This window comes from Polymorphospora sp. NPDC050346 (genome assembly GCF_040655695.1).
In the GTDB taxonomy this organism is placed as follows: Bacteria; Actinomycetota; Actinomycetes; order Mycobacteriales; family Micromonosporaceae; genus Polymorphospora; species Polymorphospora lycopeni.
Genome location: NZ_JBFAKM010000006.1, coordinates 1 through 24,718 on the forward strand (window position 1 = coordinate 1; position 24,718 = coordinate 24,718).

The 24,718-nt window shown below is 73.8% G+C and carries 19 protein-coding genes; 14 read left to right on the forward strand and 5 right to left on the reverse strand.

The window, feature by feature from the left end:
• Positions 1–76 precede the first annotated feature (76 nt).
• The gene (locus AB0I42_RS08045; protein WP_212825719.1) at positions 77–754 is read right to left on the reverse strand and encodes a Crp/Fnr family transcriptional regulator; all 678 of its coding nucleotides are present in this window, start codon (positions 752–754) and stop codon (positions 77–79) included.
• A gap of 186 nt (positions 755–940) precedes the next feature.
• Between AB0I42_RS08045 and AB0I42_RS08050 the strand changes: the two genes are divergently transcribed.
• From AB0I42_RS08050 to AB0I42_RS08075, 6 genes are all read left to right on the forward strand, one after another.
• Positions 941–1,606: an adenosylcobinamide amidohydrolase gene (locus AB0I42_RS08050; protein ID WP_357535273.1), complete on the forward strand. Its 666-nt coding sequence runs from the start codon at positions 941–943 to the stop codon at positions 1,604–1,606.
• Between the two features lie 60 nt (positions 1,607–1,666).
• A complete protein-coding gene (locus AB0I42_RS08055; RefSeq protein ID WP_357535275.1) occupies positions 1,667–2,872 on the forward strand; it encodes a CapA family protein in 1,206 nt (401 codons plus the stop codon).
• Positions 2,873–2,998: 126 nt separating this feature from the next.
• Positions 2,999–3,748 (forward strand): endonuclease III, encoded by a 750-nt coding sequence (gene nth, locus AB0I42_RS08060; protein WP_357535656.1) that lies wholly within the window; start codon positions 2,999–3,001, stop codon positions 3,746–3,748.
• Positions 3,745–4,410 carry a TlpA disulfide reductase family protein gene (locus tag AB0I42_RS08065; protein ID WP_357535277.1) on the forward strand — a complete coding sequence of 222 codons (666 nt, stop codon included), beginning with the start codon at positions 3,745–3,747 and terminating at the stop codon, positions 4,408–4,410. The genes nth and AB0I42_RS08065 overlap by 4 nt, the downstream gene beginning before the upstream one ends.
• Entirely contained in the window at positions 4,407–5,102 is a 696-nt protein-coding gene (locus AB0I42_RS08070; protein WP_357535278.1) for a CoA pyrophosphatase, read from the forward strand. Before AB0I42_RS08065 ends, AB0I42_RS08070 begins: the two co-directional genes overlap by 4 nt.
• Before the next feature lie 69 nt (positions 5,103–5,171).
• Positions 5,172–6,350: a MarP family serine protease gene (locus tag AB0I42_RS08075; RefSeq protein WP_357535280.1), complete on the forward strand. Its 1,179-nt coding sequence runs from the start codon at positions 5,172–5,174 to the stop codon at positions 6,348–6,350.
• A 23-nt stretch (positions 6,351–6,373) separates the two neighbouring features.
• Here AB0I42_RS08075 and mycP read toward each other — a convergent pair whose 3' ends face one another.
• Together mycP and eccCa are read right to left on the reverse strand one after the other, a co-directional pair.
• Entirely contained in the window at positions 6,374–7,753 is a 1,380-nt protein-coding gene (gene mycP / locus AB0I42_RS08080; protein ID WP_357535282.1) for a type VII secretion-associated serine protease mycosin, read from the reverse strand.
• 100 nt (positions 7,754–7,853) lie between these two features.
• Entirely contained in the window at positions 7,854–11,801 is a 3,948-nt protein-coding gene (eccCa, locus tag AB0I42_RS08085) for a type VII secretion protein EccCa (RefSeq protein WP_357535284.1), read from the reverse strand.
• 222 nt (positions 11,802–12,023) lie between these two features.
• Between eccCa and eccD the strand changes: the two genes are divergently transcribed.
• Positions 12,024–13,484 (forward strand): type VII secretion integral membrane protein EccD, encoded by a 1,461-nt coding sequence (gene eccD / locus AB0I42_RS08090; RefSeq protein ID WP_357535286.1) that lies wholly within the window; start codon positions 12,024–12,026, stop codon positions 13,482–13,484.
• Positions 13,485–13,585: 101 nt separating this feature from the next.
• Here eccD and AB0I42_RS08095 read toward each other — a convergent pair whose 3' ends face one another.
• Entirely contained in the window at positions 13,586–14,092 is a 507-nt protein-coding gene (locus AB0I42_RS08095; RefSeq protein ID WP_357535288.1) for an inorganic diphosphatase, read from the reverse strand.
• 858 nt (positions 14,093–14,950) lie between these two features.
• Between AB0I42_RS08095 and dacB the strand changes: the two genes are divergently transcribed.
• From dacB to AB0I42_RS08115, 4 genes are all read left to right on the forward strand, one after another.
• Positions 14,951–16,438 (forward strand): D-alanyl-D-alanine carboxypeptidase/D-alanyl-D-alanine-endopeptidase, encoded by a 1,488-nt coding sequence (gene dacB / locus AB0I42_RS08100; RefSeq protein WP_357535657.1) that lies wholly within the window; start codon positions 14,951–14,953, stop codon positions 16,436–16,438.
• A 69-nt stretch (positions 16,439–16,507) separates the two neighbouring features.
• Positions 16,508–17,578 (forward strand): zinc-dependent metalloprotease, encoded by a 1,071-nt coding sequence (locus AB0I42_RS08105; RefSeq protein WP_357535290.1) that lies wholly within the window; start codon positions 16,508–16,510, stop codon positions 17,576–17,578.
• Positions 17,579–17,595: 17 nt separating this feature from the next.
• Complete coding sequence (gene tilS, locus AB0I42_RS08110; RefSeq protein WP_357535292.1) at positions 17,596–18,630, forward strand: tRNA lysidine(34) synthetase TilS; 1,035 nt, start codon at positions 17,596–17,598, stop codon at positions 18,628–18,630.
• A 10-nt stretch (positions 18,631–18,640) separates the two neighbouring features.
• A complete protein-coding gene (locus AB0I42_RS08115; RefSeq protein WP_357535294.1) occupies positions 18,641–20,269 on the forward strand; it encodes a gamma-glutamyltransferase family protein in 1,629 nt (542 codons plus the stop codon).
• Positions 20,270–20,333: 64 nt separating this feature from the next.
• On the opposite strand, the gene AB0I42_RS08120 is transcribed toward AB0I42_RS08115, so the two are convergent.
• Positions 20,334–21,287: a helix-turn-helix domain-containing protein gene (locus AB0I42_RS08120; RefSeq protein ID WP_357535296.1), complete on the reverse strand. Its 954-nt coding sequence runs from the start codon at positions 21,285–21,287 to the stop codon at positions 20,334–20,336.
• A gap of 154 nt (positions 21,288–21,441) precedes the next feature.
• Here AB0I42_RS08120 and AB0I42_RS08125 point away from each other — a divergent pair, with 154 nt between their 5' ends.
• The 3 genes from AB0I42_RS08125 to ftsH all read left to right on the forward strand — a co-directional run bounded on the left by AB0I42_RS08125 (position 21,442) and on the right by ftsH (position 24,715).
• Positions 21,442–21,576, forward strand: coding sequence for a hypothetical protein (locus AB0I42_RS08125; protein ID WP_357535298.1), 135 nt, complete (start codon positions 21,442–21,444; stop codon positions 21,574–21,576).
• A gap of 103 nt (positions 21,577–21,679) precedes the next feature.
• Entirely contained in the window at positions 21,680–22,255 is a 576-nt protein-coding gene (hpt, locus tag AB0I42_RS08130; RefSeq protein ID WP_212825745.1) for a hypoxanthine phosphoribosyltransferase, read from the forward strand.
• 444 nt (positions 22,256–22,699) lie between these two features.
• Positions 22,700–24,715, forward strand: coding sequence for an ATP-dependent zinc metalloprotease FtsH (ftsH, locus tag AB0I42_RS08135; RefSeq protein ID WP_357535299.1), 2,016 nt, complete (start codon positions 22,700–22,702; stop codon positions 24,713–24,715).
• Positions 24,716–24,718: the final 3 nt, after the last annotated feature.

Consider the following 24,718-nt stretch of genomic DNA (forward strand, 5'->3'; position numbering starts at 1 on the left):
GGCCCCGGGCGCGGCCCCCCGCTGGCCCCGCGCGGGGGGGGCCCCCCCGGGCCCGCCCCCCGCCGACGCGGAGTTCTCAGACGCGGGCGCGACGGGCCAGGCGCTCCGGGTCGAGAATGATGATGCTCTTGCCGTCGAGGCGGAGCCAGCCGCGCGAGGCGAAGTCGGCCAGGGCCTTGTTGACCGTCTCGCGGGAGGCGCCGACGAGCTGGGCGATCTCCTCCTGGGTCAGGTCGTGGGTCACCCGCAGCACGCCGCCGTCCCGGGTGCCGAACCGGCCGGCCATCTGGAGCAGGTTCTTGGCGACCCGGCCGGGCACGTCGGTGAAGATCAGGTCGGCGAGGTTGTCGTTCGTCCGGCGCAGCCTGCGGGCGAGCACCCGCAGCAACTGCTCGGCGATCTCCGGCCGGTTGTTGAGCCACGGCCGCAGGGCCTGCTTGCGCAGCCGGACCAGCCTGGTGTCGGTGACGGCGGTGGCGGTCGCGGTGCGCGGGCCGGGATCGAAGAGCGACAGTTCGCCGACCATGTCGGACGGACCCATCACGGCGATCAGGTTCTGCCGGCCGTCGGCCGCCCGCCGACCCACCTTGATCTTGCCGCTGAGCACGATATACAGACTGTCGCCGGGCTCTCCCTCGTTGAACACGATCTCGCCCTTACGGGCCTCGATCGTCTCCATCTCCTTGGCGAGCGCCTCGGCCGCTTCCGGGTCGACGCCCTGGAAGATCCCGCTGCGGGCCAGTACCTCGTCCATCGCGCACCTCCGCCTGCGCGCACGTCGCGCGCAGTCAGTCTAGGCGGACGCCGCTCGGAAACCGGACGTGCGCCCCTTGAAATCTTGAGTCCGGAGCGTAACCCACCCGACCCCGGACGCCGCTACGATACATCCCCCTCGGCCAGGCACTATTGCCTCCGAGTCCGGCCGCCGTAGCATCGTCCGATGCCCTCCGCGCCCACCCTCGCCGCGAGATCCGAAGAAGGTTTGGACGTACCGCTGCTCGTCTGGCGGCTGTCCCGGCCCCGGCTCGCGATCAGTTCGGCGCCGCTCGGCGGCGGGATCGGCGTACGGGAGTGGGTGGTCAACGCGACCGTGCCGATCTCGTACCGGCGGGACGACCCCGATGTCCACCTGACCGGGCTCGCCGACCAGCTCGGCCTGCGCGGGCCCGGGGTCGGGCTGCTCACCGGCGTCGACGTCGCCCGGGTCGTCGACGCGACCGACACCGGCGTACGGGTCTGGGCGACCGTCGGCCTGGGCAGCCCGACCTGGGCCGCGGCCGCCGGCGAGGAGGCCCCGGCGCGGGTCGGAACCGTCAACATCGTCGCCTGGGTGCCGGCCAGGTTGAGTGAGGCGGCACTGGTGAACGCGGTCGCCACCGTCACCGAGGCGAAGTCGCAGGCGCTCTGGGAGATCGGCGTCGAGGCCACCGGCACCGCCACCGACGCGGTGACCGTGCTCTGCCCGTCCGACGGCCCGGCCGAACCCTACGGCGGTCCCCGGTCCCGCTGGGGTGCGCCGCTGGCCCGGGCGGCACACCACGCGGTACGCGCCGGCGGGCCTGATTCGCGGACCGAGGTGCCGTGGTCGGTGCGGCACGAACGCTGAACCACCTCATCCGTACGGCCGTCGTCGCACACCCCGTCCGCCGGGTAGGGTCTGCGCGTTATGTATAGCGCCCACCAGGAACCGCGCCGGCGTAGCCGGCTGGGACAGATCTTCTCGGAGAGCCCGATAGTCGCCTTCGGGGCTGTCCTGGTTGTCCTGGTCGGCATTGGTCTGAGTGGATTCGCGGCGTTCACCGCGACCCGCAGCGCGCCCGCGCCGTCGGTCTGGCAGGGGTCCGCCTCGGCCGGCGGTGACCCCTCCGGCGCACCCGCGCCCAGCGCCACCGAACCCGCCCCCAAAGTGATCAGCATGTCGGCGACCGGCGACATCGTCATGGGCAACGCGCCCAACCGGCTGCCGCCCAACGGTGGCCAGGGCTTCTTCGACCCGGTCAAGGAGGCGCTCGTCGCCGACCTGGTGATGGGCAATCTGGAAGAGCCGCTGACCGAGGACACCGGCACCACCAAGTGCGGTGCGGGCTCCTCCGGCTGTCACGCGTTCCGGGCCCCGCCGTCGTACGCCGCCCACCTGCGCGACGCCGGCTTCGACCTGCTCAACCTCGCCAACAACCACGGCTACGACTACGGCCAGGCCGGCTACGAGAACACGACCCGGGCCCTCGAAGAGCACGGGATGCAGCACACCGGCCGGGCCGGCCAGATCACGATCGCCGACGTCGACGGCGTGAAGGTCGCGGTCCTCGGCTTCACGCCGTACTCGTGGACCAACAACCTGGTCAACATCGAGAAGGCCACCGAGATCGTCGAGGAGGCGGCCGGCCAGGCCGACCTGGTCGTGGTGCAGGTGCACATGGGCGCCGAGGGGGCGGACCGGACCAGGGTCAAGCCGGGCACGGAGATGTTCCTCGGCGAGAACCGGGGCGACCCGATCAAGTTCTCCCACGCCGTCATCGACGCCGGCGCCGACCTCGTGGTGGGCCACGGGCCACACGTGATGCGGGCGCTGGAGTTCTACAAGGGGCGGCTGATCGCCTACAGCCTCGGCAACTTCGCCGGGGGTGGCGGCACCCTCAACGGCAGCGGGCGGCTCGGCTACGGCGCGGTGCTCAAGGTGTCGATGACCGCCGACGGCACCTGGTCCGACGGGCAGTTGATCTCGACCATCATGAACGGGTCCGGATTGCCGACCATGGACGACCGGAAGCGTGGCCTCGACCTGGTGCGCGGCCTGTGCGAGTCCGACTTCCCGACCACCGCGCCGACCCTCGACGGCGAAGGCCGGATCACCCCGCCGGCCGGTGGCTGACCTCGGGCGTCAGACGGGCGACGTACGCTGGCCAGCGTGAGCCTGACCAATGCCCGGCCGGTCCGTGGCGCCGAAGCCGCCCGGAAGGCCGAACCGACCCGCCGCACCCGGAAAGTCGAGACCGAACTGGCCCGTAAGCGGCGGGCCCGGCGGATGGCACGGGCCCTCACCGAGACACACCCCGACGCACACTGCGAACTCGACCACGGCGACGCGCTCCAGCTCGCGGTGGCCACGATCCTTTCCGCGCAGTGCACCGACAAGCGGGTCAACGAGGTCACCCCGAAGCTGTTCGCCCGCTACCCGACGGCCGCCGACTACGCCGCGGCGGACCGCGCCGAGCTGGAACAGCTGATCAAGCCGACCGGTTTCTTCCGCAACAAGACGACGTCGCTGATCAACCTGGGGCAGGCGCTCGTCGAGCGGTACGACGGCGAGGTGCCGGGCCGCCTCACCGACCTGGTCACCCTGCCCGGCATCGGCCGCAAGACCGCCAACGTCATCCTCGGCAACGCCTTCGACGTCCCCGGCATCACCGTCGACACCCACTTCCAGCGGCTGGTCCGGCGCTGGGAATGGACCGACGAGACCGACCCGGTCAAGATCGAACACGCGGTCGGCGCCCTGATCGAGAAGCGCGACTGGACCATGCTGTCGCATCGGGTGATCTTCCACGGCCGCCGGGTCTGCCACGCCCGCAAGCCGGCCTGTGGCGCCTGCACGCTCGCCAGCCTCTGCCCGGCGTACGGCACCGGCCCCACCGACCCGACCGCCGCCAAGCTCCTCAAGGGGCCCCGCGCCCGTGACCTCGCGGCCGCGGCCGGGGTCGACCCCGACCTGGTGCCGGCGCAGGCGGCGGCCGCCGACGCACCGTGAAGCGGCCGGCACGCGCGACGCCGGGTCGCCGATGGCTGGCCGGGCTGCTGGCACCGGTCGCCCTACTCGTGGCCGGCTGCACAGCCGGCGACCCCGACGTCTCCCCGGATCCGGCGCCCGCCCCGTTCGCGGCCTGCGCCGGGCTCGCCGCACCACCGGCCGCCGCCGGCCCCGGGGCGACCGGGCGGCCCGGCCCCGACGACTCACCCCGCACGCCGGACGTCCCGGCGGCCGACGTGCCACAGCTTCCGGAGATCGAGCTGCCCTGCTTCACCGGCGGCGAGCCGGTCGCGATGACCGGAATCCAGGGGCCCGCGGTGATCAACGTGTGGGCGTCCTGGTGCGGGCCGTGCCGCAAGGAACTGCCGGCCTTCCAGCGCCTCGCCGACCGTTCGGCCGGACAACTTCACGTCGTCGGCGTCGACGTACGCGACCGGCGGGCAGCCGCCGTCTCCATCGCCGAGACGTACGGCCTGACCTTTCCCAACCTGTTCGACCCGGACGAGGAACTGCTGCGCGGCCTGGCCCGCAACTTCGTGCCGATGACGCTCTTCCTCGACGACACGGGCACCGTGCGACACCTCGACATCTCCGGCGCGCTCGACGACGCCACCCTCACCGCCCTCGTCGAAGAGCACCTCGGTGTGGTGGTAGGCCCGTGACCAGGACACCGCCGGGCTGGACCGTCCCGCTGCTCGACCGGGTGCGGACCGCCCGCACCGAGGACTTCACCCGGTTGCCGACCCCGGCGACCGGCCGCCCCAGCGCGGTGCTCGTGCTGCTCGGCGAGGAGCCGGACCACGGGCCGGACGTCCTGCTGCTCCAGCGGGCGGCGTCGATGCGCAACCACGCCGGGCAGCCGGCGTTCCCCGGCGGTGCCGCCGACCCGGGCGACGGCGGGCCGGTCGGCACCGCGCTACGCGAGGCCGAGGAGGAGGTCGGGCTCGACCCGACCAGCGTCACCGTCCTGGCCGAACTGCCCCGGCTGTGGATTCCGGTCAGCAACTTCGTGGTCACCCCGGTCCTGGCCTGGTGGCACCGGCCCCATCGGGTGCACCCGCGGGAGCCGGCCGAGGTCGCCCACGTCGCCCGGCTGCCGGTGGCCGAACTGGTCGACCCCGCCAACCGGCTCACCGTACGGGTACCGAGCGGCTGGCAGGGGCCGGCGTTCCAGGTCCGCGGGATGCTCGTCTGGGGTTTCACCGCCGGAGTGCTCGCGGCGCTGCTCGAAATGGGTGGCTGGGAGCAGCCCTGGCCCCGGCACCGCGTCACGGAGCTGCCCCGGTCGGTGCTGCGGCCGGCCCCGCCCAAGACCGCCGAGCCCGACGACGAGTTGACCGGCCCGATCGGCTGAGCCACCCGGCCCCGGCGTGCCCCGTCGCACGTCGCGGCCCGGGTCGCCACACACCCGTACGCTGGACAGGTGTCCGCCGTTGATGTTGTCCTGATACTGCTCATGTTGTTGTTCGCGATCAGCGGCTACCGGCAGGGATTCGTCATCGGCGTGATGTCGTTCACCGGGTTCCTCGGCGGCGCACTGGTCGGACTACAGGTCGGCCCACTGCTCGCCCAGCGGTTCGAGGACGCCGCCATCCGGGTCGTGGTCGCACTCATCGCCATCTTCGGCCTGGCCATCCTCTTCCAGACCCTGGCCGGCTGGCTCGGCTCCCACATCCGGCACGCGATCACCAGCCGGGCCGGCCGGCGGATCGACGACGTCGGCGGGGCACTGGTGTCACTGGTCGCGGTGCTCGTCGTCGCCTGGCTGGTCGCGGTGCCGCTCGGCTCGTCGTCGCTGCCCTGGCTGGCCAGTTCGGTACGGCACAGCGCCCTGCTCGGTGCCGTCGACCGGGTGCTGCCGGCGCAGGCGCAGGCACTGTCGCAGGCACTGCGCGACACCGTCGACACCAACGGTTTCCCCGACGTCTTCGGCGGGCTGGCACCGACCCGGGCCCGCGAGGTGTCGCCGCCCGACCCGGCACTTGCCGGTTCGCAGGTGGTCGCGAACGCACAGCGGTCGGTGGTGAAGGTGCTCGGCAGCGCCCCCAGCTGCTCCCGGCGGATCGAAGGCTCCGGCTTCGTCTACGCCGAGGAGCGGGTGATGACCAACGCGCACGTCGTCGCCGGCACCCGTAGCGTCTCGGTCGAGCTGAACGACCGCCGCTACAACGGCCGGGTCGTGGTCTACGACCCGGAACGCGACCTGGCGGTGATCTACGTACCGGGCCTGTCCGCCCCGGTGATGCCGTTCGCGGACCGGCCGGCCCAGGTCGAGGCGGACGCGATCGTGCTCGGCTTTCCGCGCGGCGGCCCGTACGACGCCCAGTCGGCCCGGGTGCGCGACGTCGGCGACATCACCGGTCCGGACATCTACGACTCCGGCAACGTGACCCGCGAGATCTACACCATCCGGGCGCTGGTCCGCAGCGGCAACTCCGGCGGTCCGCTGATCGGGCCGGACGGCCAGGTGCTGGGCGTCATCTTCGCCGCGGTCGCCGACGACCCCAACACCGGATTCGCCGTCACGGCGGCCGAGTCCGGGCCGGTCGCGGCGGCCGGCGTCGAACGCTCCCGCTCGGTCGACACCGGAGCCTGCTCCTGACCGAAATCGACCGGCGGCGACGGTCAGAGCGGCGGCCCGGACACCGGGCCACCGGAAACCGGAGCAACCCGGCGTCGTGACCGCCGGTCCGGGAGCCACCCGAGGCGCCAGGCCAGCAGGGTCGCGACGCCCAGCAGCGCCACCACCGCGGCCGCGCCGCCGACGACTCCCGTCCGGTCGAGTTCGTCGGTGTCGCCGGTCGGGGTGGCCGCCCATCCGCCACCGGGTCCGGTGGCCCGCCCCCCGCCGAACCGGCCCGGCCCGCCGTAGCCGCTGCCGGTCGGCGGCCCGGTCTCGTAGCCGGGCGCCGGGCCGAAGCGGGCGGTTCCCGGCCGCTCGTTGTTGTCCAGCTGGTTGCGGCCGACCTCCGGCACCGTCTCGGTGAGTGCGGCGAGCGGGTCGACCAGACCGAACCCGAACCGGTCGTCGCGGCCCGGCGCGCCGAGGTCACGGGCCGTGCTGGTCAGCCGGTGCACGATGTCGCCCGCCGACATCGCCGGCCACTTGGCACGGACCAGCGCCGCTGTCGCGGCGACCAGCGGAGCCGCGAAACTCGTGCCCTGCACCTGCCAGAAACCGCCGGGCCGGGCGCCGAGCAGGCCGGTCGCCGGCGCGCTGAGCACCGTCTCCGGGCCGGTGATCGCGCCGGACCAGAGCCGGTCGGTGGCCCGGTCCAGGCCCGTCACCGCGATCACCCCGGGCTCCCGGGCCGGATACCAGACCTCGCCGGCCGTGGACGGCGCGACGTTGCCGGTGCACGCCACCACCACGACGTTGTGGGTGAACGCGTAGTCGATCGCGGCTTCGAGGGCCGGGCTGGCACTGCCACCGCCCAGCGACAGGTTGATCACCTGGGCGCCGTTGTCGACGGCCCACCGTACGCCCCGGGCCACGATGAGCGCGTCGTCGTAGCGGTTCTCCTCGTCGAGCACGCGTACCGGCAGGATCCTGGCCCGTGGGGCCAGGCCGGCGACGCCGTCGTTGTCGTCGTTACGGCCGGCGATCAGGGCCGCCACCGTGGTGCCGTGCCCGACCGGGTCGTGCTGCCCCGCGCCCGCGACCGGGGCGGCGTCGGCGTCACCGTCCCGCGCGACCAGGTCGATGCCGGGCAACACCTGACCCACCAGGTCCGGATGGGACCCGTCCACTCCGGAGTCGACGACCGCCACCGTGACGCCCTCACCGGTCGACAGCCGCCACACCTCGTCGGCGCGCAGCGCGTCGAGCTGCCACTGCTGCTCGCGCACCGGATCGATGCGGACCGGCAGCGCGACCGGCTGCCCCGCCCCCACCCCGGCCGGTGGCGCTGCCACCGGTACGGCGAGCAGGCTCAGGAGGCCGAGCAGCGCCGCCCCGGCGGTGCGCCGTACGGCATTGTGGTGGCAGCGCCTCAACCCGGTCACACCCTGGCTTTCACACCCGGGGTGCGACCACCCCGGCAGCGGATCGATGCACGGAGGCTACCCGGTCCGTGGCCGGTACGGGACGTGTGTGGCCAAGGAATCAGTCGGTTGCCAGATAGGCGAGCTGGATCAGACGTACCCCTTCCCGGCGGGTGACCAGGCGCCCCCGGCCGGGTGGCATCGGCGTGGCCCGGACATTTCCGATCAAGGAGCCCTCGTCCGGCTGCCCGGACAGCAGGAGTCCGGGTGACGACAACTCGCGCAACCGCTGCATGAGCGGCTCGTACGCGGCCCGCGCCGCCCCTCCGGTCCGCCGGGCCAGCACCAGGTGCAGGCCGATGTCACGGGCCTGCGGCAGGTATTCCTCCAGCGCGGCCAGCGGGTTGCTCGGCCCGGTCGCCACCAGGTCGTAGTCGTCCACCAGGACGAACAGTTCCGGTCCGGTCCACCATGACCGGTCGCGCAACTCCTCTTCGGTCACGTCCGGGCGGAGCATCCGGCGCCGCATGTAGCCCGCCGCCGAGCCGATGAGTTCGGCGGTGACCGCCGCCGCCGTCCCGTACCCGATCTGGTGCTCGGTACGGATGGCGCCGAGCAGGCTGCGCCGGTAGTCGACCAGGATCACCCGGGCCTGCTCGGGGGTGAACCGGCTGGTGATGGTCGTGGCCAGGGCGCGCAGGAACGACGACTTGCCGCTCTCGGCGTCGCCGAAGACCAGCAGGTGCGGCTCACCGGCGAAGTCGAGCGACACCGGCCGCAGGTCCGTCTCGGCGATCCCGATCGGCAGCCGCAACCCTTCGGTGCGGTCCAGGTCCAGTTCGGCGTACGGCAGTCGCGGCGGAAGCAGCCGGACCCGGGGAGCCGGCTCGCCCGGCCACGCGCCGGCCACCGCCCGGGGCAGCGCACCGGGGTCACCGCCGGACCCGGCCAGCTCCGGCCGGGCGGCCAGCAGGTGCAGGCCGTCCGTGGTGATCCCGCGCCCCGGCGACTCCTTCGGCACGTTCGCGGCCGCCCGGCGGGACACGAACGAGTCGGTGGGCTCGCCGAGCCGCAGCTCGACCCGGGAACCGAAGAGGTCCCGGATGGACGGCCGGAGGTCGATCCACCGGCCGGCGGCGGCGACCAGGTGCACCCCGTACGACAGGCCGCGGGTGGCGATGTCGGTCAGCGCCTCGTCCAGGTCCTCGAACTCGTTGCGGATGGTCAGCCACCCGTCGACCACCAGGAACACGTCGCCGTACGGGTCGGTCGAACCGCCCGTGGCCCGCACGCGGCGGTAGCCGGCCATGTCGACGCCCAACTCGGCCAGCAACCGTTCCCGTTGCGCGAGCAGGCCCACCACGTCACCGACCGTCCGGCGTACCGCGGTGGGGTCCAGCCGGCCCGCCACCCCGCCGACGTGCGGCAGGTCGCGCAGCGCGGCCAGCGTGCCGCCGCCGAAGTCGAGGCAGTAGACCTGCACCTGCGCCGGGGTGTGGGTGAGGGCCAGCCCGCTGACCAGGGTCCGCAGCAGCGTCGACCGGCCGCTGCGCGGGCCACCGACGACCGCCACGTGGCCGCCCGCCCCGTCCAGGGCCAGCCACAGCACGTCACGGCGCTGCTCGTACGGCTTGTCGATCAGGGCGACCGGCACCTGGAGCGCGCCGTGCAGGTCGGGGTTGGCGACCGTCAGCCCGCGCTCCGGGTCGACGCCGACCGGGCCGAGCAGCTCGTCCAGGGCCGGCGACAGCCCGAGCGGCGGCAGCCAGACCCGGTGTGCCGGCGGGCCCTGGCCGTCCAGTCGGGACACCAGGATGTCCAGCAGCGTCGCCCCGCCGGCATCCTCGGCCGCGGGCGGCGGGGCGGCGGCCGGTTCGGCGACGGGCACGAGATGCGTCGAGTAGCCGAGAACCCGTACCCCGGTGGACCCTTCGCCGGCCGGACCGGGCCGGCCGGGCGTACGGTGTACACCGGAGACGTACGCTGCCCGGAACCGCACCAGTGGTTCGGTGTTGCCGGACTTCAGGTAGCCGTGGCCGGGGGAGCGCGGCAGCTCGTACGCGTCCGGCACACCCAGCACCGCCCGCGACTCCAGCGCGGAGAACGTCCGCAGCCCGATCCGGTACGACAGATGGGTGTCCAGGCCGCGCAGCCGGCCCTCCTCGAGCCGTTGCGAGGCGAGCAGCAGGTGCACCCCGAGCGAGCGGCCGACCCGTCCGATCTGGACGAACAGGTCGATGAAGTCGGGCTTGGCGGACAGCAGTTCGGAGAACTCGTCGCAGACGATCAGCAGCGACGGCAGCGGGGCGAGCGCGGCGCCGGCGGCCCGGGCCTTCTCGTAGTCGCGCAGGCTGGCGTGGTTGCCGGCCCGGCGCAGCAGCTCCTGCCGCCGGATCAGCTCGCCGTTGATCGCGTCGACCATCCGGTCGACCAGCGGCAGCTCGTCGGCGAGGTTGGTGATCACCGCCGCGGTGTGCGGCAGCCGATCGAGCGAGGCGAATGTCGCGCCGCCCTTGAAGTCGACCAGGACGAAGTTGAGCAGTTCGGACGAGTGGGTGGTGGCCAGGGCCAGCACCAGCGTCCGCAACACCTCCGACTTGCCGGAACCGGTCGCGCCGATGAGCAGCCCGTGCGGCCCCATGCCGTCCTGCGCGGACTCCTTCAGGTCGAGTTCGACCGGCGAACCGTCGGCACCGATCCCGATCGGCACCCGCAACCGGTCCCGGTCGGCCCGGGGTGCCCAGCCCTGCCGTACGGCGAAGTGGTGCGGGTCGCCGATGCCGACCAGGTCGGTGAATCCGGGGTCGGCGGCGAGCGCCGCCTGGGTGCCTCCCGCCGAGGCGACCAGGCGCAGCGGCGCGAGCCGGCGGGCGACGGCCTCGGCCTCGACCGGATCCAGCCGGTCGGCGGTGCCGACCGTCGCCGGGCCGTCCATCGAGTCGGTGTCGAGCCGGCCGGCCCGGACCTGGAGCACCAGGGTGCTGCGGTCGAGCAGGCGGGGCGGCGGGCCGTCCAGGTCGAGGACGGTGACCGCGTGGACGCCGTCGCCGGCCAGGTGCGCCGCACCGGTCAGGTCGCCGCCGTCGAGTACGACGACCACGTGCGGCCCGCCGCCCGCCGGACCGTGCGGACCGAACCGCGGCCGGCTGGCGAGCACCTCGTCGAGCAGCCCCTCCAACTCCGTCGCCGCACTCGTGACCAGGCGGACCGGGCCGAGCGCGTCGGTCCGGGTCGGGTGCAGCGCGTGCGGCAGCCACTTCACCCACTCCCACGCCGCACGCCGTTCCGGCCCGGCACAGACCGCGACGATCAGGTCGTCGGGGGCGTGGAAGACGGCGAGCTGGACCAGCATCGCCCGGGCCAGCGCCCGAGCCTCGGTGCCGGCCGGCGCCTCGCCACCCGGCCGGGGCCGGCCGCGCAGGTGGATCCGGGCGAAACCGCGCAGCGAAAGAGCCACCGGCAGGTCGGGGACCACCGAGTACGCGTCGAGGAAACGGCGCAGCGCGCCCGCCGTCATCGGCTCCAGGTCCGGAAGCGGCCGGGTGACCGGCGGGACGAGCGGGGTGGCCAGCGTCTGCGGCCCGACCCCGATCCGGACCACGCCGAAGTCCGGGTCGGTGGGCCGCCGCTCCCACAACCGGTGACTGTCGATGGTGGACCACAGCCGGGCCGGGTCGGGGTGCCGGTAGAGCAGGCCGGCCCGCTGCCGGGCGGCGGTCGAGCGGACCCGGCGGCGCAGGCTCGCCAGGTGGCGCAGGTATTCGCGCCGGGCGGTCATCATCTCCGACTTCTTCGGCGAGCCCGTCGCACTGCCCCACGTGGTGGCGAGCATGGCCAGCGACGACACCCCGAACATGGCACCGACCAGGTAGGAGTAGGCCCCGCCGCCCCGGCCGAACATCATCGCCATGGCGACCGCCCCGCCGAGCATCGGCAGCACCATCAGCAACTGCTGCCACCGGCCGCCGGTCGCCGGCGGGATCTCCGGCGGCGGCTCCACGGGCAGTTCGCCGGCCGGGATCTCCGGCGCCGGACGCCGCGCCGGCCGGCGGAACGCGACGGTGCTCATCCCGGTCGCGGGCCGTCGGCCCGGCTCCCGGCACCGTCCACACCCGACCGATCCAAGGTGGACATGATCCCCCCGTCACACGGACACCAGGACCGGCCCATGGTAGGTAAAGTGCCGTCGTCCGCGCTGACCCCGCGGGCCGGGCCAGGCGCCGCCCGCGCATCCCCGGCGCCACGCTCCGCCGCGCCGCACTCCGTACGCCCGACGTCTGGAGGACCGCCGATGAGCACCGGGCTGGCCCGAGTCACCGTGAGCACCCCCCGACGCCGGGTCGACGTCGCCGTCCCCGATCGGCTGCCGCTCGCCGAACTCCTGCCCGAACTGCTGCGCCACGCCGGCGAGGGACTCGCCGACGACGGGGAGCGGCACGGCGGTTGGGTGCTGCGCCGCACCGACGGTGCGCCGCTCACCGCCGGTCAGGGCCTGCAACCCCAGGGGGTACGCGACGGCGAGGTGCTGCACCTCGTACCCGCCCGCGCCCAGTGGCCCGAACTCGAATACGACGACGTCGTGGAGGTCATCGCCGACGCGGCCCGGCGTGGCGGCGGCTGGTCGGCCCGGGCGACCCGGACGGCGACCGTCGCCGGTGCCGGCGTGCCGCTCGCGGTCGGGCTGCTCACCCTCGTCCTGGCCGGCCCCGGCTGGCCGGTCGGGGCGTACGCCGGGCTCGCCGCCGCCGTACTGCTCACGCTCGCCGGCACGGTCGCGTCACGCGCGTACGGCGACGCCGTCGGCGGCGCGGCGCTGGGCGGGTTCGCGATGCCGTACGGCTTCATCGGCGGCGCGCTGCTGGTCGCCTCCGGGGATCCGGTCGGCCTTCCCGGGCCGCTGCGCTGGCTCGGCGGCCCGGAGCTGCTCGCCGCGTCCGTCGCGCTCCTGGTGGTCGCGGTGCTGGGCCTGGCCGGGGTGGCCGCCGTCGAGCGGGTCTTCGCCGCCGGCGTACTCGTCGGGGCGCTGGGCACGGCCACCGCCACCGCCGGCCTCTTCCTGCCCGCCGCCGGCGCGGCGGCGATCCTCACCGTGCTGCTGGTGTGCGGCATCGGGGTGCTGCCGCTACTGGCCATCCGGCTGGGCCAGCTGCCGATGCCACCGGTCACGCTGCCGTCCGGCACCGACAGCGCCGACGGCGCCGACGGCTTCCCGGCCACGGACGCCGCCCCCGACCGGGCGGGCACCGGGCCCGACCGGACGGACGCTGCCCGCGAACGGCCCGACCGGCGGCTGGTCCACTCGGCCGTCGCCCGTACCGAGGAACTGCTCGCCGGAATGCTCGTCGGGCACGCGCTGCTCACCGTCGCGGCCGCGACGGTGCTGGTCACCGCCGGCTGGGCCGGGCGGTCGCTGGTGGCGGTCGCCGCGGCGGCGCTGCTGCTGCGGTCGCGGCTCTTCGCGACCCGGGCGCAGCGGACCGCCCTGGTCACCGCCGGGCTGGCCGGGTTCGGGGTGCTCGGGGCGGCGCTGGCGGCCGACGCGGATCCGGCCGTCGGGTTCGCGGTACTCGTCGGCGGGCTGCCACTGGCGCTGCTGACGGTGGTCGCCGGGGCCACGTACGCCCGGCGCCCGCCGTCGCCCTACCTGGGCCGGGCGGCCGACCTGCTCGACACGGCTACGGTGCTGTCGCTGGTGCCGGTCGCCTGCGCGGTGCTCGGCCTCTACACACGGGCCCGGGACCTGCTCGGCTGAGCGGCTGACGGGATCCGGACAGAACCCGCCCGGCGGGAAACAGGCCGGCGAGAAACGAACGCGTGGCCCGGCCGGACCACGCGTTCGACCAGCGCGAAAGCTCAGTGGATCTCTTCGCCCTTGGCCACGGCTTCCTCGTGCCGGCGGTACGACGCCCGGATCTCCGCCTCGGCCTCGATGCGGCCGACCCAGGTCGCGCCCTCCACCGACTTGCCGGGCTCCAGGTCCTTGTAGACCTCGAAGAAGTGCTGGATCTCCAGCCGGTCGAACTCGCCGAGGTGGTGGATGTCGCGCAGGTGCTCCTGTCGCGGGTCCTCGAACGGCACGCACAGGACCTTGTCGTCGCCGCCTTTTTCGTCCGTCATCCGGAACATGCCGATGGTGCGGCACCGGATGAGGCACCCTGGGAACGTCGGCTCGGGCACCAGCACAAGGGCGTCCAGCGGGTCGCCGTCCTCGCCCAGGGTTCCCTCGATGAACCCGTAGTCGGCGGGGTACTGCGTCGAGGTGAAGAGTGTGCGGTCCAGCCGGATCCGGCCGGTCGCGTGGTCAACTTCGTATTTGTTGCGGTGACCCTTCGGGATCTCAACCGTCACGTCGAAATCCATCTTCACGCTCCCTCGTTGCCCACGCTGGCTAACGGACCAGGCGGCGCCAACCGGACGGATGTTGCCCCATCCGTCTCGGTCCGGGCACCGTCAGGTGTTCGGACGCAAGTAGTGTCGCGTAGTCAAGTTACGGATCTGGAGGAGGGGCCGGTGGGGAGGCAAGATTCACACTCTGGCCCGGTGGACGGGCCGCCGAACCCCAACGAGGGTTTCGACGGGCAGACCACCGGTGGACGCCCCCGACCTGCGGCCCACCCGGCTCCCGGACGATACCCCGGCGGACCGCCACCGGCTCCGCACGGCGCCGGTACGTCGCGCGGGCGGGCCGGGGTGCCCCCGCCGACCGGCCGGGCCAGCGTGCCGGTCCACCCGACGCAGGGCTGGTCGATCCCGATGGACGGGGTGTCCGGCGCCGCGCCGCACTCCCCGCCCGGGTCGCCACCCGCCGATCATGGTCCGCGCCCGGAACCCCGTACCTGGTCGATCCCACTCGATCAGGTGACCCCGCCACCGCCCGACCGGCCGGAGCAGCCGCGTCCGACCGGCCGGGTCAACATGCCGACCTGGTCGATCCCACTCGACCAGGCGACGCCACCGCAGGCCCGGCCGCCGGCCACCCCACCGGTGCCGCCCACACATCGCCCCGCCCCGGCCCGCCCGGCCGGCGGCGCACCCGACAACTGGGCGATCCCGCTCGACCAGGTACCCGGCCCGCCGGGTGCCGGCCAGCGACCGCCGGGTCGCCCCGGCCAGCCGGAGCCGGCCGCCGGGCAGCAGCCACCACCCGCGCCGCGTCCGGCCGCCGGGCCACCGCCCGCCGAGCCGCCCGTCCCCGCCCGTCGCCGGCGGCGGGGTCCGCTGGTCGCCGTGCTCGCCTCGGTGCTGGTCCTGGTCGCAGCGGCGGCCGGACTGGCCGTCGTACGGCCCGGACCGGTCGCCGGCTGGCTCGGCGGCGCCGACGGCGGGACGCCGACCGCCGACCCACCGGATCCCTTGCCGTCGCCGGTGCTCGACGGGGTGACCGCGAACGCGCCGATGCCGACCAGGGCCGGCGTGCAGGCCGCCATAGACCCGCTGGTCAACCCGCAGCAACTGGGCGGCCGGGTCAACATCTCGGTGCTCGACATCGCCACCGGCGAGGTGCTCTACGAGCGCGGACCCGACGCGCTGACCGTTCCGGCATCGACCACCAAACTGGTCACCGGCCTGACCGTGCTCGCCGCGCGTGGCCCGGGCTACCGGATCCCGACCCGGGCCGTGGCCGGCGCCCAGCCCGGCGAGGTCGTGCTGATCGGCGGCGGCGACCCCACCCTGGCCATGAACGCCACCGGCAGCTACCCGGGCGCGGCCCGCCTCGACCAGTTGGCCGGGCAGGTCAAGGCGGCGCTCGGCGGGGCCGTCCCGACCCGGGTCACCGTCGACTCCTCGCTCTACTCCGGCCCGATCTACGAGCCGGGCTGGGATTCCGACATCCCGACCGGCGGCTGCGGCGGCCCGATCATGGCGTTGATGACCGACGCCGCCCGCGCCAACCCGAAGAACGCCACCGGCTGCACCCGGCGGCTGAACAACCCGGACATCGCCGCCGGGCAGGCCTTCGCCAAGGCGCTCGGGATGCCGGCCGCCGCCGTCCAGGGCGTCACCCGGGGCACCGCGCCGACCGGCCCCGGCACACCGTCGGCCGACGCCAGCGGCGGTTCGGTGGTCAGCACCGCGCCGACGGCGACCGCCACCGGACCCGGTCCCGAGGGCGCCATGACCGCGCCCGGCACCGAACTCGGTCAGGTCCAGTCACCGCCGATGTACCGCCTGGTCGAGTTCATGCTCAGCGACAGCGAGAACCTGATCGCCGAGGCGTTGGCCCGGCAGGTGGCGCTCGCCCGCCAGCAGCCCGCCTCGTTCGCCGGAGGTGCGGCCGCGGTCGACGCCGTACTCGTCGAACTCGGGCTGCCCGAGGCGGAGAGCGGACTCGCCGACGGCAGCGGCCTGTCGCGGACCAACCGCCTCACCCCGTCCCTCCTCACCGACCTGATCATGCTCGCCGCCGGTGGCACCCGCCCGGAACTGGTCGGCATCTTCGGCGGCCTGCCCGTCGCCGGCTGGTCCGGAACCCTGAGCCACCGGTTCCGCAGCCCGGCCGCCGGCGGCGCCGCCGGAGCCGGCGTCGTACGCGCCAAGACCGGCACCCTCTCCGGGGTGAACGCGATCTCCGGCGTGGTCACGACCGCCGAGGGCCGGCTGCTGGCGTTCGCGATCCTGGCCGACCAGGTGCCCACCGACTCCAGCGTGGCGCAACCGGCCCTCGACCGGATCGCCGGCGCCCTGGCCTCCTGCGGCTGCCGCTGACAGCGGCCCGCGCCGCCGGCCCGGCTCCGAGCCGGGCCGGGGGTGTTCCGGCGCGGGTACGGTGGTTGCATGGCGCAGTTCGTGGACTGGGATCTTGCCGCTGCCACCGCGGGAGCACTGGGCAAGTCGGGACCGAGAGTCTCCTACGAGGAGGCCACCGAGGTCGTCGCCGACCTGCGGCGGCTGACCGACGAGGCCGCCGGGCACGTGGCGGAGTACACCGGGCTTCGGTCGCTGGTGGCCCACCCGCCGGTGCGGATCGTCGACCGGCGCGACTGGGCGGCGGTCAACATCGCCGGCCTCAGCGAGGTGATCACCCCGCTGGTCAACCGGCTGTCCGGCGACAAGCAGCCCGGCGCGCTGACCGACGCGGTCGGTTCCCGGCTCACCGGAGTACAGGCCGGTACGGTGCTCGCCTACCTGTCCGGCCGGGTGCTCGGGCAGTATGAGGTCTTCTCCGCCGATCCGGGCCAGCTCCTGCTCGTCGCGCCGAACATCGTCGAGGTGGAGCGCAAGCTCCAGGCCGACCCCCGCGACTTCCGTCTCTGGGTCTGCCTGCACGAGGTGACCCACCGCACCCAGTTCACCGCGGTGCCGTGGATGCGCGGGCACTTCTTCGGCGAGGTGCAGGCGTTCGTCGACGCCTCCCAGGCCGGTGGCGACAACCTCCTCGACCGGGTCCGGCGCGGCGTGGCCACCCTGTCCGACACCGTACGCAACCCGGACAGCCGGGCCAGCGTGCTGGACATCGTGCAGACGCCGGGGCAGCGGGCCGTGCTCGACCGGCTCACCGCGCTGATGACGCTGCTCGAGGGGCACGCGGAGTTCGTGATGGACGGGGTCGGCCCCGAGGTCATCCCGAGCGTCGGCCAGATCCGGGCGAAGTTCAACCGGCGCCGCGAGGCCGGCAATCCGATCGAGAAGGCGATCCGCAAGCTCCTCGGCATCGACGTCAAGATGCGTCAGTACGCCGAGGGCCGCAAGTTCGTGCACGGCGTCGTAGACCGGGTCGGGATGGCCGGCTTCAACAAGATCTTCAGCTCCCCGCTCACCCTGCCCCGGCTGGACGAACTCGGCGACCCGGGCGCGTGGGTGGCCCGCGTACACGGCCCGGTCGGGCCGGTCTCCGCCGCCGGCTGACCCGCCGCCAACCGACCGTGGCCGTCCTCGCCGCGCCGGTCGCCGCGGTCCGGCTCGCGGTCCGACGGGCACTCGACCAGGTCGGGTCCGCCCCGATTCCGGACCCGCCGGCCGCGACCGACCCGGTGCCCGGCACCCGGCGGGCCCGGGTGCTGGTCGCCTGCTCCGGTGGGGCCGACTCGCTGGCCCTGGCCGCGGCGGCGGTGTTCGTCGGCCCGCGACAGGGCGTCGACGTGGGGCTGGTGACCGTCGACCACGGCCTGCAGGCCGGTTCGGCGCGGCGGGCCCGGGCCGTAGCGGACTGGGCCGATCGGGCCGGGTTCGCGCCGGTCGAGGTCGCCACGGTCGAGGTCGCCGGCCGCCCCGGCGGGCCCGAGGCGGCCGCCCGGGACGCCCGCTACGAGGCACTCGTATCCGCCGCCCACCGGCACCGGGCCGGCACCGTACTGCTCGGGCACACCCGCGACGACCAGGCCGAGACCGTGCTGCTCGCCCTTGCCCGCGGGGCCGGACCGCGCGGGCTGGCCGGCATGCCGGCGGTCCGCGTCCTCGACGGCATCGCGCTGTGCCGGCCGCTGCTCGACGTCACCCGGGCGCAGACCCGCGCCGCGTGCGCCGCGCTCGACCTGGCTCCGTGGGACGACCCGCACAACACCGATCCGTCGTACGCCCGGGCCCGGGTCCGGTCCGACCTGCTGCCGGCGCTGGTCGAGGCGCTCGGCCCCGGCGTGGTGGGCAACCTGGCCCGCACCGCGGCGCTGGTCGCGGCCGACACCGCCGCGCTCGACGCGCTCGCCGCCGACCACCTGACGGCGGCCCGCGACCCGTCCGGCGGGCTGCGGGTCGCCGTGCTCGCCGCGCTGCCGGCCGCGCTGCGCGGCCGGGTCCTGCACGCCTGGGCCCGCGAGCTGGGCGCTGCCCCGGCCGCCCTGTCCCACCGGCACGTCGAGGCGCTCGACGCCCTCGTCACCGCCTGGCACGGACAGGGGCCGACCTTCCTGCCCGGCGGCATCCGGGTGGCCCGCCATGGCGGGCACCTCGGCGCCGGGTGAGACTGGCCGGATGCCGCACCCCAGACAACCCGTGTACGCCCCGCACGGCATCGTCGCCACCAGCCAGCCGCTGGCCGCGGCGGCCGGTACGGCGGTCCTGCGCCGCGGCGGCAACGCCGTCGACGCCGCACTGGCCACCGCGATCGCGCTGACCGTGGTGCAGCCCGGCTCCAACGACATCGGCGGCGACCTGTTCGCCATCGTGTGGGACGGACGGCGGCTGCACGGCCTCAACGCCTCGGGCCGGTCGCCGGCGGCGCTGACCCGCGCGGCGGTGCTCGCCGCGACCGGCGGCCGTGGGGCCGAGCCGAGCGCGGGGCACGGTGGTGCCCAGTCCGCCGCCCCCGGGCTGCCGGCCCGGGGCTGGCTGCCGGTGACCGTACCCGGGGCCCCGGCCGGCTGGCGGGACCTGCACGACCGGTTCGGCTCGCTGCCGTTCGCCGACCTCTTCGACGACGCCGTCCGGTACGCCGAACACGGCTTCCCGGTGTCGCCCGGGGTCGCCGCCGGCTGGGCCCGGTCGGTGCGTACCCACGCGGAGCTGGCCGGGCCGGAGTTCGCCGAGTGGGGCCGGGTCTTCACGGTCGGCGGGCGGGCACCCCGGGCCGGCGAGCGGTGGCGCAACCCGGCGGCGGCCGGGACACTGCGCCGGATCGCGGCCAGCGGTGCCGCCGACTTCTACCGGGGCGAGATCGCGACCGCGCTGGCCCGGTACGCCGCCGCGACCGGTGGCCTGGTGACCGCCGACGACCTGGCCGGGCACCGGTCCACCTGGGTCGACCCGGTGTCGGTGGCCTACCGCGGGCACGAGGTGTGGGAGCTGCCGCCGAACGGGCAGGGGGTGGCGGCGCTGATGGCGCTGGCCATCCTGGACGGGGTCGACCTGGCCGGGATGCCGGCCGCCGAGCGGCTGCACTGGCAGATCGAGGCGACGAAGCTCGGCTTCGCCGACGCCCACGCGTACGTCGCCGACCCGGAGCGGGTCCCCGTCCCGACGGCCGGACTGCTCGACCCCGCGTACGTCGCCGCACGGCGGGCGCTGGTCGGCGAGCGGGCCGGCACGCCGGGACCCGGCGACCCGGCCCGGGGTGGCACCGTCTACCTGTGCGCCGCCGACCGGGACGGGCTGATGGTGAGCCTCATCCAGTCCAACTACCTCGGCTTCGGGTCGTACGTCGTGGTGCCCGGCCTGGGCTTCGGTCTGCAGAACCGGGGTGCCGGGTTCAGCCTCGACCCGGACCATCCCAACGTCGTCGCGCCCGGCAAGCGGCCGTACCACACGATCATTCCCGGCTTCCTGACCCGCGGCGGCGAGCCGGTGGGGCCGTTCGGGGTGATGGGCGGCCACATGCAGCCACAGGGACACGTACAGGTCATCTCGTCGACGCTGGACGGCGGGCTCGACCCGCAGGCCGCCCTGGACGCGCCGCGCTGGTACTGGCACGCCGGCCGGTCGCTGCTCGTCGAGCCCGGACTCGACGGCGACGTGGTCGCCGACCTGCGCGGCCGGGGCCACGAGATCACCGTCGAGCCCGAGCCGTCGACCTTCGGCTACGGCCAGGCGATCTGGCGGCTGCCGGACGGCGGGTACGTCGCCGGTTCCGAACCGCGCGCCGACGGGCTGGCCGTGGGGTACTGATCCCGCGGCCGGCTCGGACCCGCTCGTGTTCCGGGCGGCTTGGACCGCTCGCGTTCCGGGTCGCTCAGACCCGCTCGCGGAAGGTGGCCCGGTAGGCGTGCGGGGTGGCGCCGACCCGGCGCCCGAAGTGGTGCCGCATCGCTGCCGCGTCACCGAAACCGGCCCGGACCGCGATCGCCTCGACGCTCAGCGCGGTCTCCTCCAGCAGGCGCCGGGCGAGCAGCACCCGCTGGTTGGTCAGCCAGTCGTGCGGCGTGGTGCCGGTCTCGGCCCGGAACCGGCGGGCGAACGTGCGGGGTGCCATGTGGGCGCGTCCGGCCAACTCCTCGACGGTGGTGGTCTTGTCGAGGTTGCCCATCAGCCAGCCGAGCACCGGTTCGAGGGTGGGCGCGTCCGGCGTACGCGGGATCGGCGCCTCGATGAACTGCGCCTGCCCCCCGTCGCGGTGCGGCGGTACGACCATCCGCCGGGCGAGCTTGGTGGCCAGCGCCGAGCCGTGTTCCTGCCGGACCAGGTGCAGGCAGGCGTCGATCCCGGCAGCCGTGCCGGCGCTGGTCAGCAGGTTGCCGTCCTGGACGTAGAGGGAGTTGCAGCGGACCCGGGCCAGCGGGTAGCGGTCGGCGAGCAGGTCGGCGTAGCGCCAGTGGGTGGTGCACTCCCGCCCGTCGAGCAGCCCGGCCTCGCCGAGCACGAAGGCGCCGGAGCAGACGCTGAGGACGTACGCCCCACGGTCCGCGGCCCGACGGAGCGCGTCGAGGGCCGCCGGCGGGATGGGGCTTCCCTCGGCGTGCGCCGGTACGGCCACGAGGTCGGCGTCCTCGACCGGGGTCAGGTCGGCGTCCGGCACGATGCTGAATCCGGAGCGGCTGCGGACCGGCCGGCCGTCGACGGTGCACACGTCGAACCGGTAGCCGGGGAACCCGTCGGCGGTGCGGTCGGTGCCGAAGACCTCGCAGAGCACGCCCAGTTCGAAGGCGGCGACCGGATCGAGGGCGAGCACGGCGACGGTACGGAGCATGCCGCCGAGCCTACGCCGAAGGTGGCAGGAAATCGAGGTTCAATGGCATCTCTGCCACTGGGCGGGCCGTCGACGGCGGCGGAGACTTCTACGTGACGTCCGGTGCGCACCGGCGGCGAAGCTCTCCAAGCCGACTCGAAAGGCTGACGCCGCCATGGAATTCTTCGTTCTTCTCGCTTTTGTCGGGCTGCTCGCGCTCGCCTCGGTCATCGGTGTGACCAGTGACACTCGCGATTCCGCCGACTGGAAACCCACCGACGAGGGCCGGCGCTGGCAGGCCAGCGCCTGACCCGTGACGGTGCGTGATCCGCCGCCCGCCGTACGTGGGGCAGCCAGCCGAAAAGCGCCTGCCCCGCTGACAGGCCGCAACCCGCGTACGGCAGGCTTAGGTCATGTCTGACGGCTCCTGGTACGACGCCGACATCGACCACGTGATCATCTCGGAAGCCCAGATCCGCGAGAAGACGGCGGAACTGGCCAAGCAGGTCTCCGTCGACTACGCCTCGGTCGAGGACGGTCTGCTGCTCGTCTGCGTGCTCAAGGGCGCGGTCATGTTCATGGCCGACTTCGCCCGGGCGCTCGGCCGCCACGGTCCCTCCACCGAGATGGAGTTCATGGCCGTCTCCTCCTACGGCCAGGGCACCACCTCGTCCGGGGTCGTACGCATCCTCAAGGACCTCGACCGCGACATCGCCGGCCGGCACGTCGTGGTCGTCGAGGACATCGTCGACTCCGGCCTCACCCTGTCGTGGCTGCTGAAATACCTGGAGTCCCGGTCGGCGGCCAGCGTCGAGGTGGTCGCCCTCTTCCGCAAGCCCGACGCGGTCAAGGTCTCGGTGCCGGTGAAGTACGTCGGCTTCGACATCCCGACCGAGTTCGTCGTCGGGTACGGCCTCGACTTCGGCGAGCGCTACCGCGAACTGCCGTACGTCGGGGTCCTCAAGCCCGAGGTCTACGCCCGGGCCTGACCACGTCGGCGTGTACAGGCCACTCTCAGGAACCGTCGTTACCGTGGACGGCGCCGGGAGCAGGCCGGCCCGGTTCCGAACCCAGCCCGGGGCGGTCCGGGGCGGCTGTCGCGGGGCCGCGAGCCCACACGCACACCCGGGACGGTGTCGCTGTGCGTAGACCGCCCCGAAACACTCGCGCCTCGCGCTCACGGTGTACCTTCGAATGACCGTGGCGCAGCAGATCAGTGTCGCGGGCAATCCGGCCATCCTGGCCGGTCGGACGGATCCCGGACGGACGGATCCCGGCCGACCAGCCGGTCCGGTCGGATCAGGGCCGGCCACCCAGGTCGGGTCGAAACCGGCTCCCGAGCCGGTCGAGAGGTCGCCACCGGCGGCTCCTGGCTAACCAGACGGCCAAGACGTCGATCAGGAGGGTCCGGGCGTTTCGGCGCTCGAAACAGTATGGAACGTACGCGTTTCTTCCGCCGCCCGGTGGTCTGGATCATCCTGGTGATCATCGGTGCGATCGCACTCAGTTCTTTCTTCACTGGCGGTCCGAGCTACCACAAGGTCGACACCTCGGTGATGCTCGAGCAGCTCAACAAGGGTGGCATCGAGAAGGCCGTCCTACAGGACAAGGAGCAGACGCTCCGGCTCGACCTCGCCGACCAGGCGCGGTTCGGCGACACCGACACCGACAAGATCGAGGCCCAGTTCCCGTACCAGGTGGGCGACGAGGTCTGGAACAGCGTGCTCGAGGCGAAGGCGGCCAACCGGATCACCGGCCCCGCCGACACCGAGGTGTCGCAGGACAACGTCTTCCTCACCCTGCTGGTCAACCTGCTGCCGATCGCGGTGCTGGTCATCCTGCTCCTGCTGTTCATGTCGCAGATGCAGGGCGGCGGCTCCCGGGTGCTCAACTTCGGCAAGTCCAAGGCGAAGATGATCACCAAGGACACGCCGAAGACGACGTTCGCCGACGTCGCCGGCTCCGAGGAGGCCGTGGAGGAACTCCACGAGATCAAGGACTTCCTCCAGAACCCGGCGAAGTACCAGGCGCTCGGCGCCAAGATCCCGAAGGGCGTCCTGCTCTTCGGCCCGCCCGGTACGGGTAAGACCCTGCTCGCCCGCGCGGTCGCCGGCGAGGCCGGCGTGCCCTTCTACTCGATCTCCGGTTCCGACTTCGTCGAGATGTTCGTCGGCGTCGGCGCCAGCCGGGTCCGCGACCTCTTCGAGCAGGCGAAGGCCAACGCCCCCGCCATCGTGTTCGTCGACGAGATCGACGCCGTCGGCCGGCACCGGGGTGCCGGTATGGGCGGTGGCCACGACGAGCGCGAGCAGACCCTCAACCAGCTCCTCGTCGAGATGGACGGCTTCGACACCAAGGGCGGCGTCATCCTGATCGCCGCCACCAACCGGCCCGACATCCTCGACCCCGCCCTGCTGCGGCCGGGTCGCTTCGACCGGCAGATCCCGGTCGACACCCCCGACATGGAGGGCCGCAAGGCCATCCTGCGGGTACACGCCAAGGGCAAGCCGTTCACCCCCGACGTCGACCTCGACGCGGTCGCCCGGCGTACCCCCGGCTTCAGCGGCGCCGACCTGGCGAACGTGATCAACGAAGCGGCCCTGCTGACCGCCCGCCAGGACAAGCGGGCGATCTCCAACGATTCGCTGGAGGAGTCGATCGACCGGGTGGTCGCCGGCCCGCAGCGGCGCACCCGGGTCATGGGCGACAACGAGAAGAAGATCACCGCCTACCACGAGGGCGGCCACGCGCTGGTCGCCTGGGCGCTGCCGCACGCCGCACCGGTGCACAAGGTGACGATCCTGTCCCGGGGCCGGTCGCTGGGACACACCCTGGTGCTGCCCACCGAGGACAAGTACACCCAGACCAGGGCCGAGATGATCGACACCCTGGCGTACGCGCTCGGCGGCCGGGCCGCCGAGGAACTGGTCTTCCACGAGCCGACCACCGGTGCCGGCAACGACATCGAGAAGGCCACCGCGCTCGCCCGTGCCATGATCACCCAGTACGGCATGAGCTCCAAGCTCGGTGCCATCAAGTACGGCACCAGCGGCGACGAGCCCTTCCTCGGCCGCAACATGGGCCACGAGCGGGACTACTCCGACGCGGTCGCCGCCGAGATCGACGGCGAGATGCGGGCGCTGATCGAACTCGCCCACGACGAGGCCTGGGAGATCCTGGTCGAATACCGGGACGTGCTCGACAACATCGTGCTGGAGTTGATGGAGAAGGAAACCATCTCCCAGACCGACATGGCCCGCATCTGCGCCCGGGTGGTCAAGCGGCCGCCGATGGCGCCGTACAACAACTTCGGCAAGCGCCAGCCGTCGACCGAGCCGCCGGTCCTCACGCCCGGCGAGAAGAACACGCTGAAGAAGCAGGCCGAGGCGGACGGGGCACAGGCCACCACCGTCGGCGGGCCCGCCGCGAACTCGGACGGCACACACTGAGCG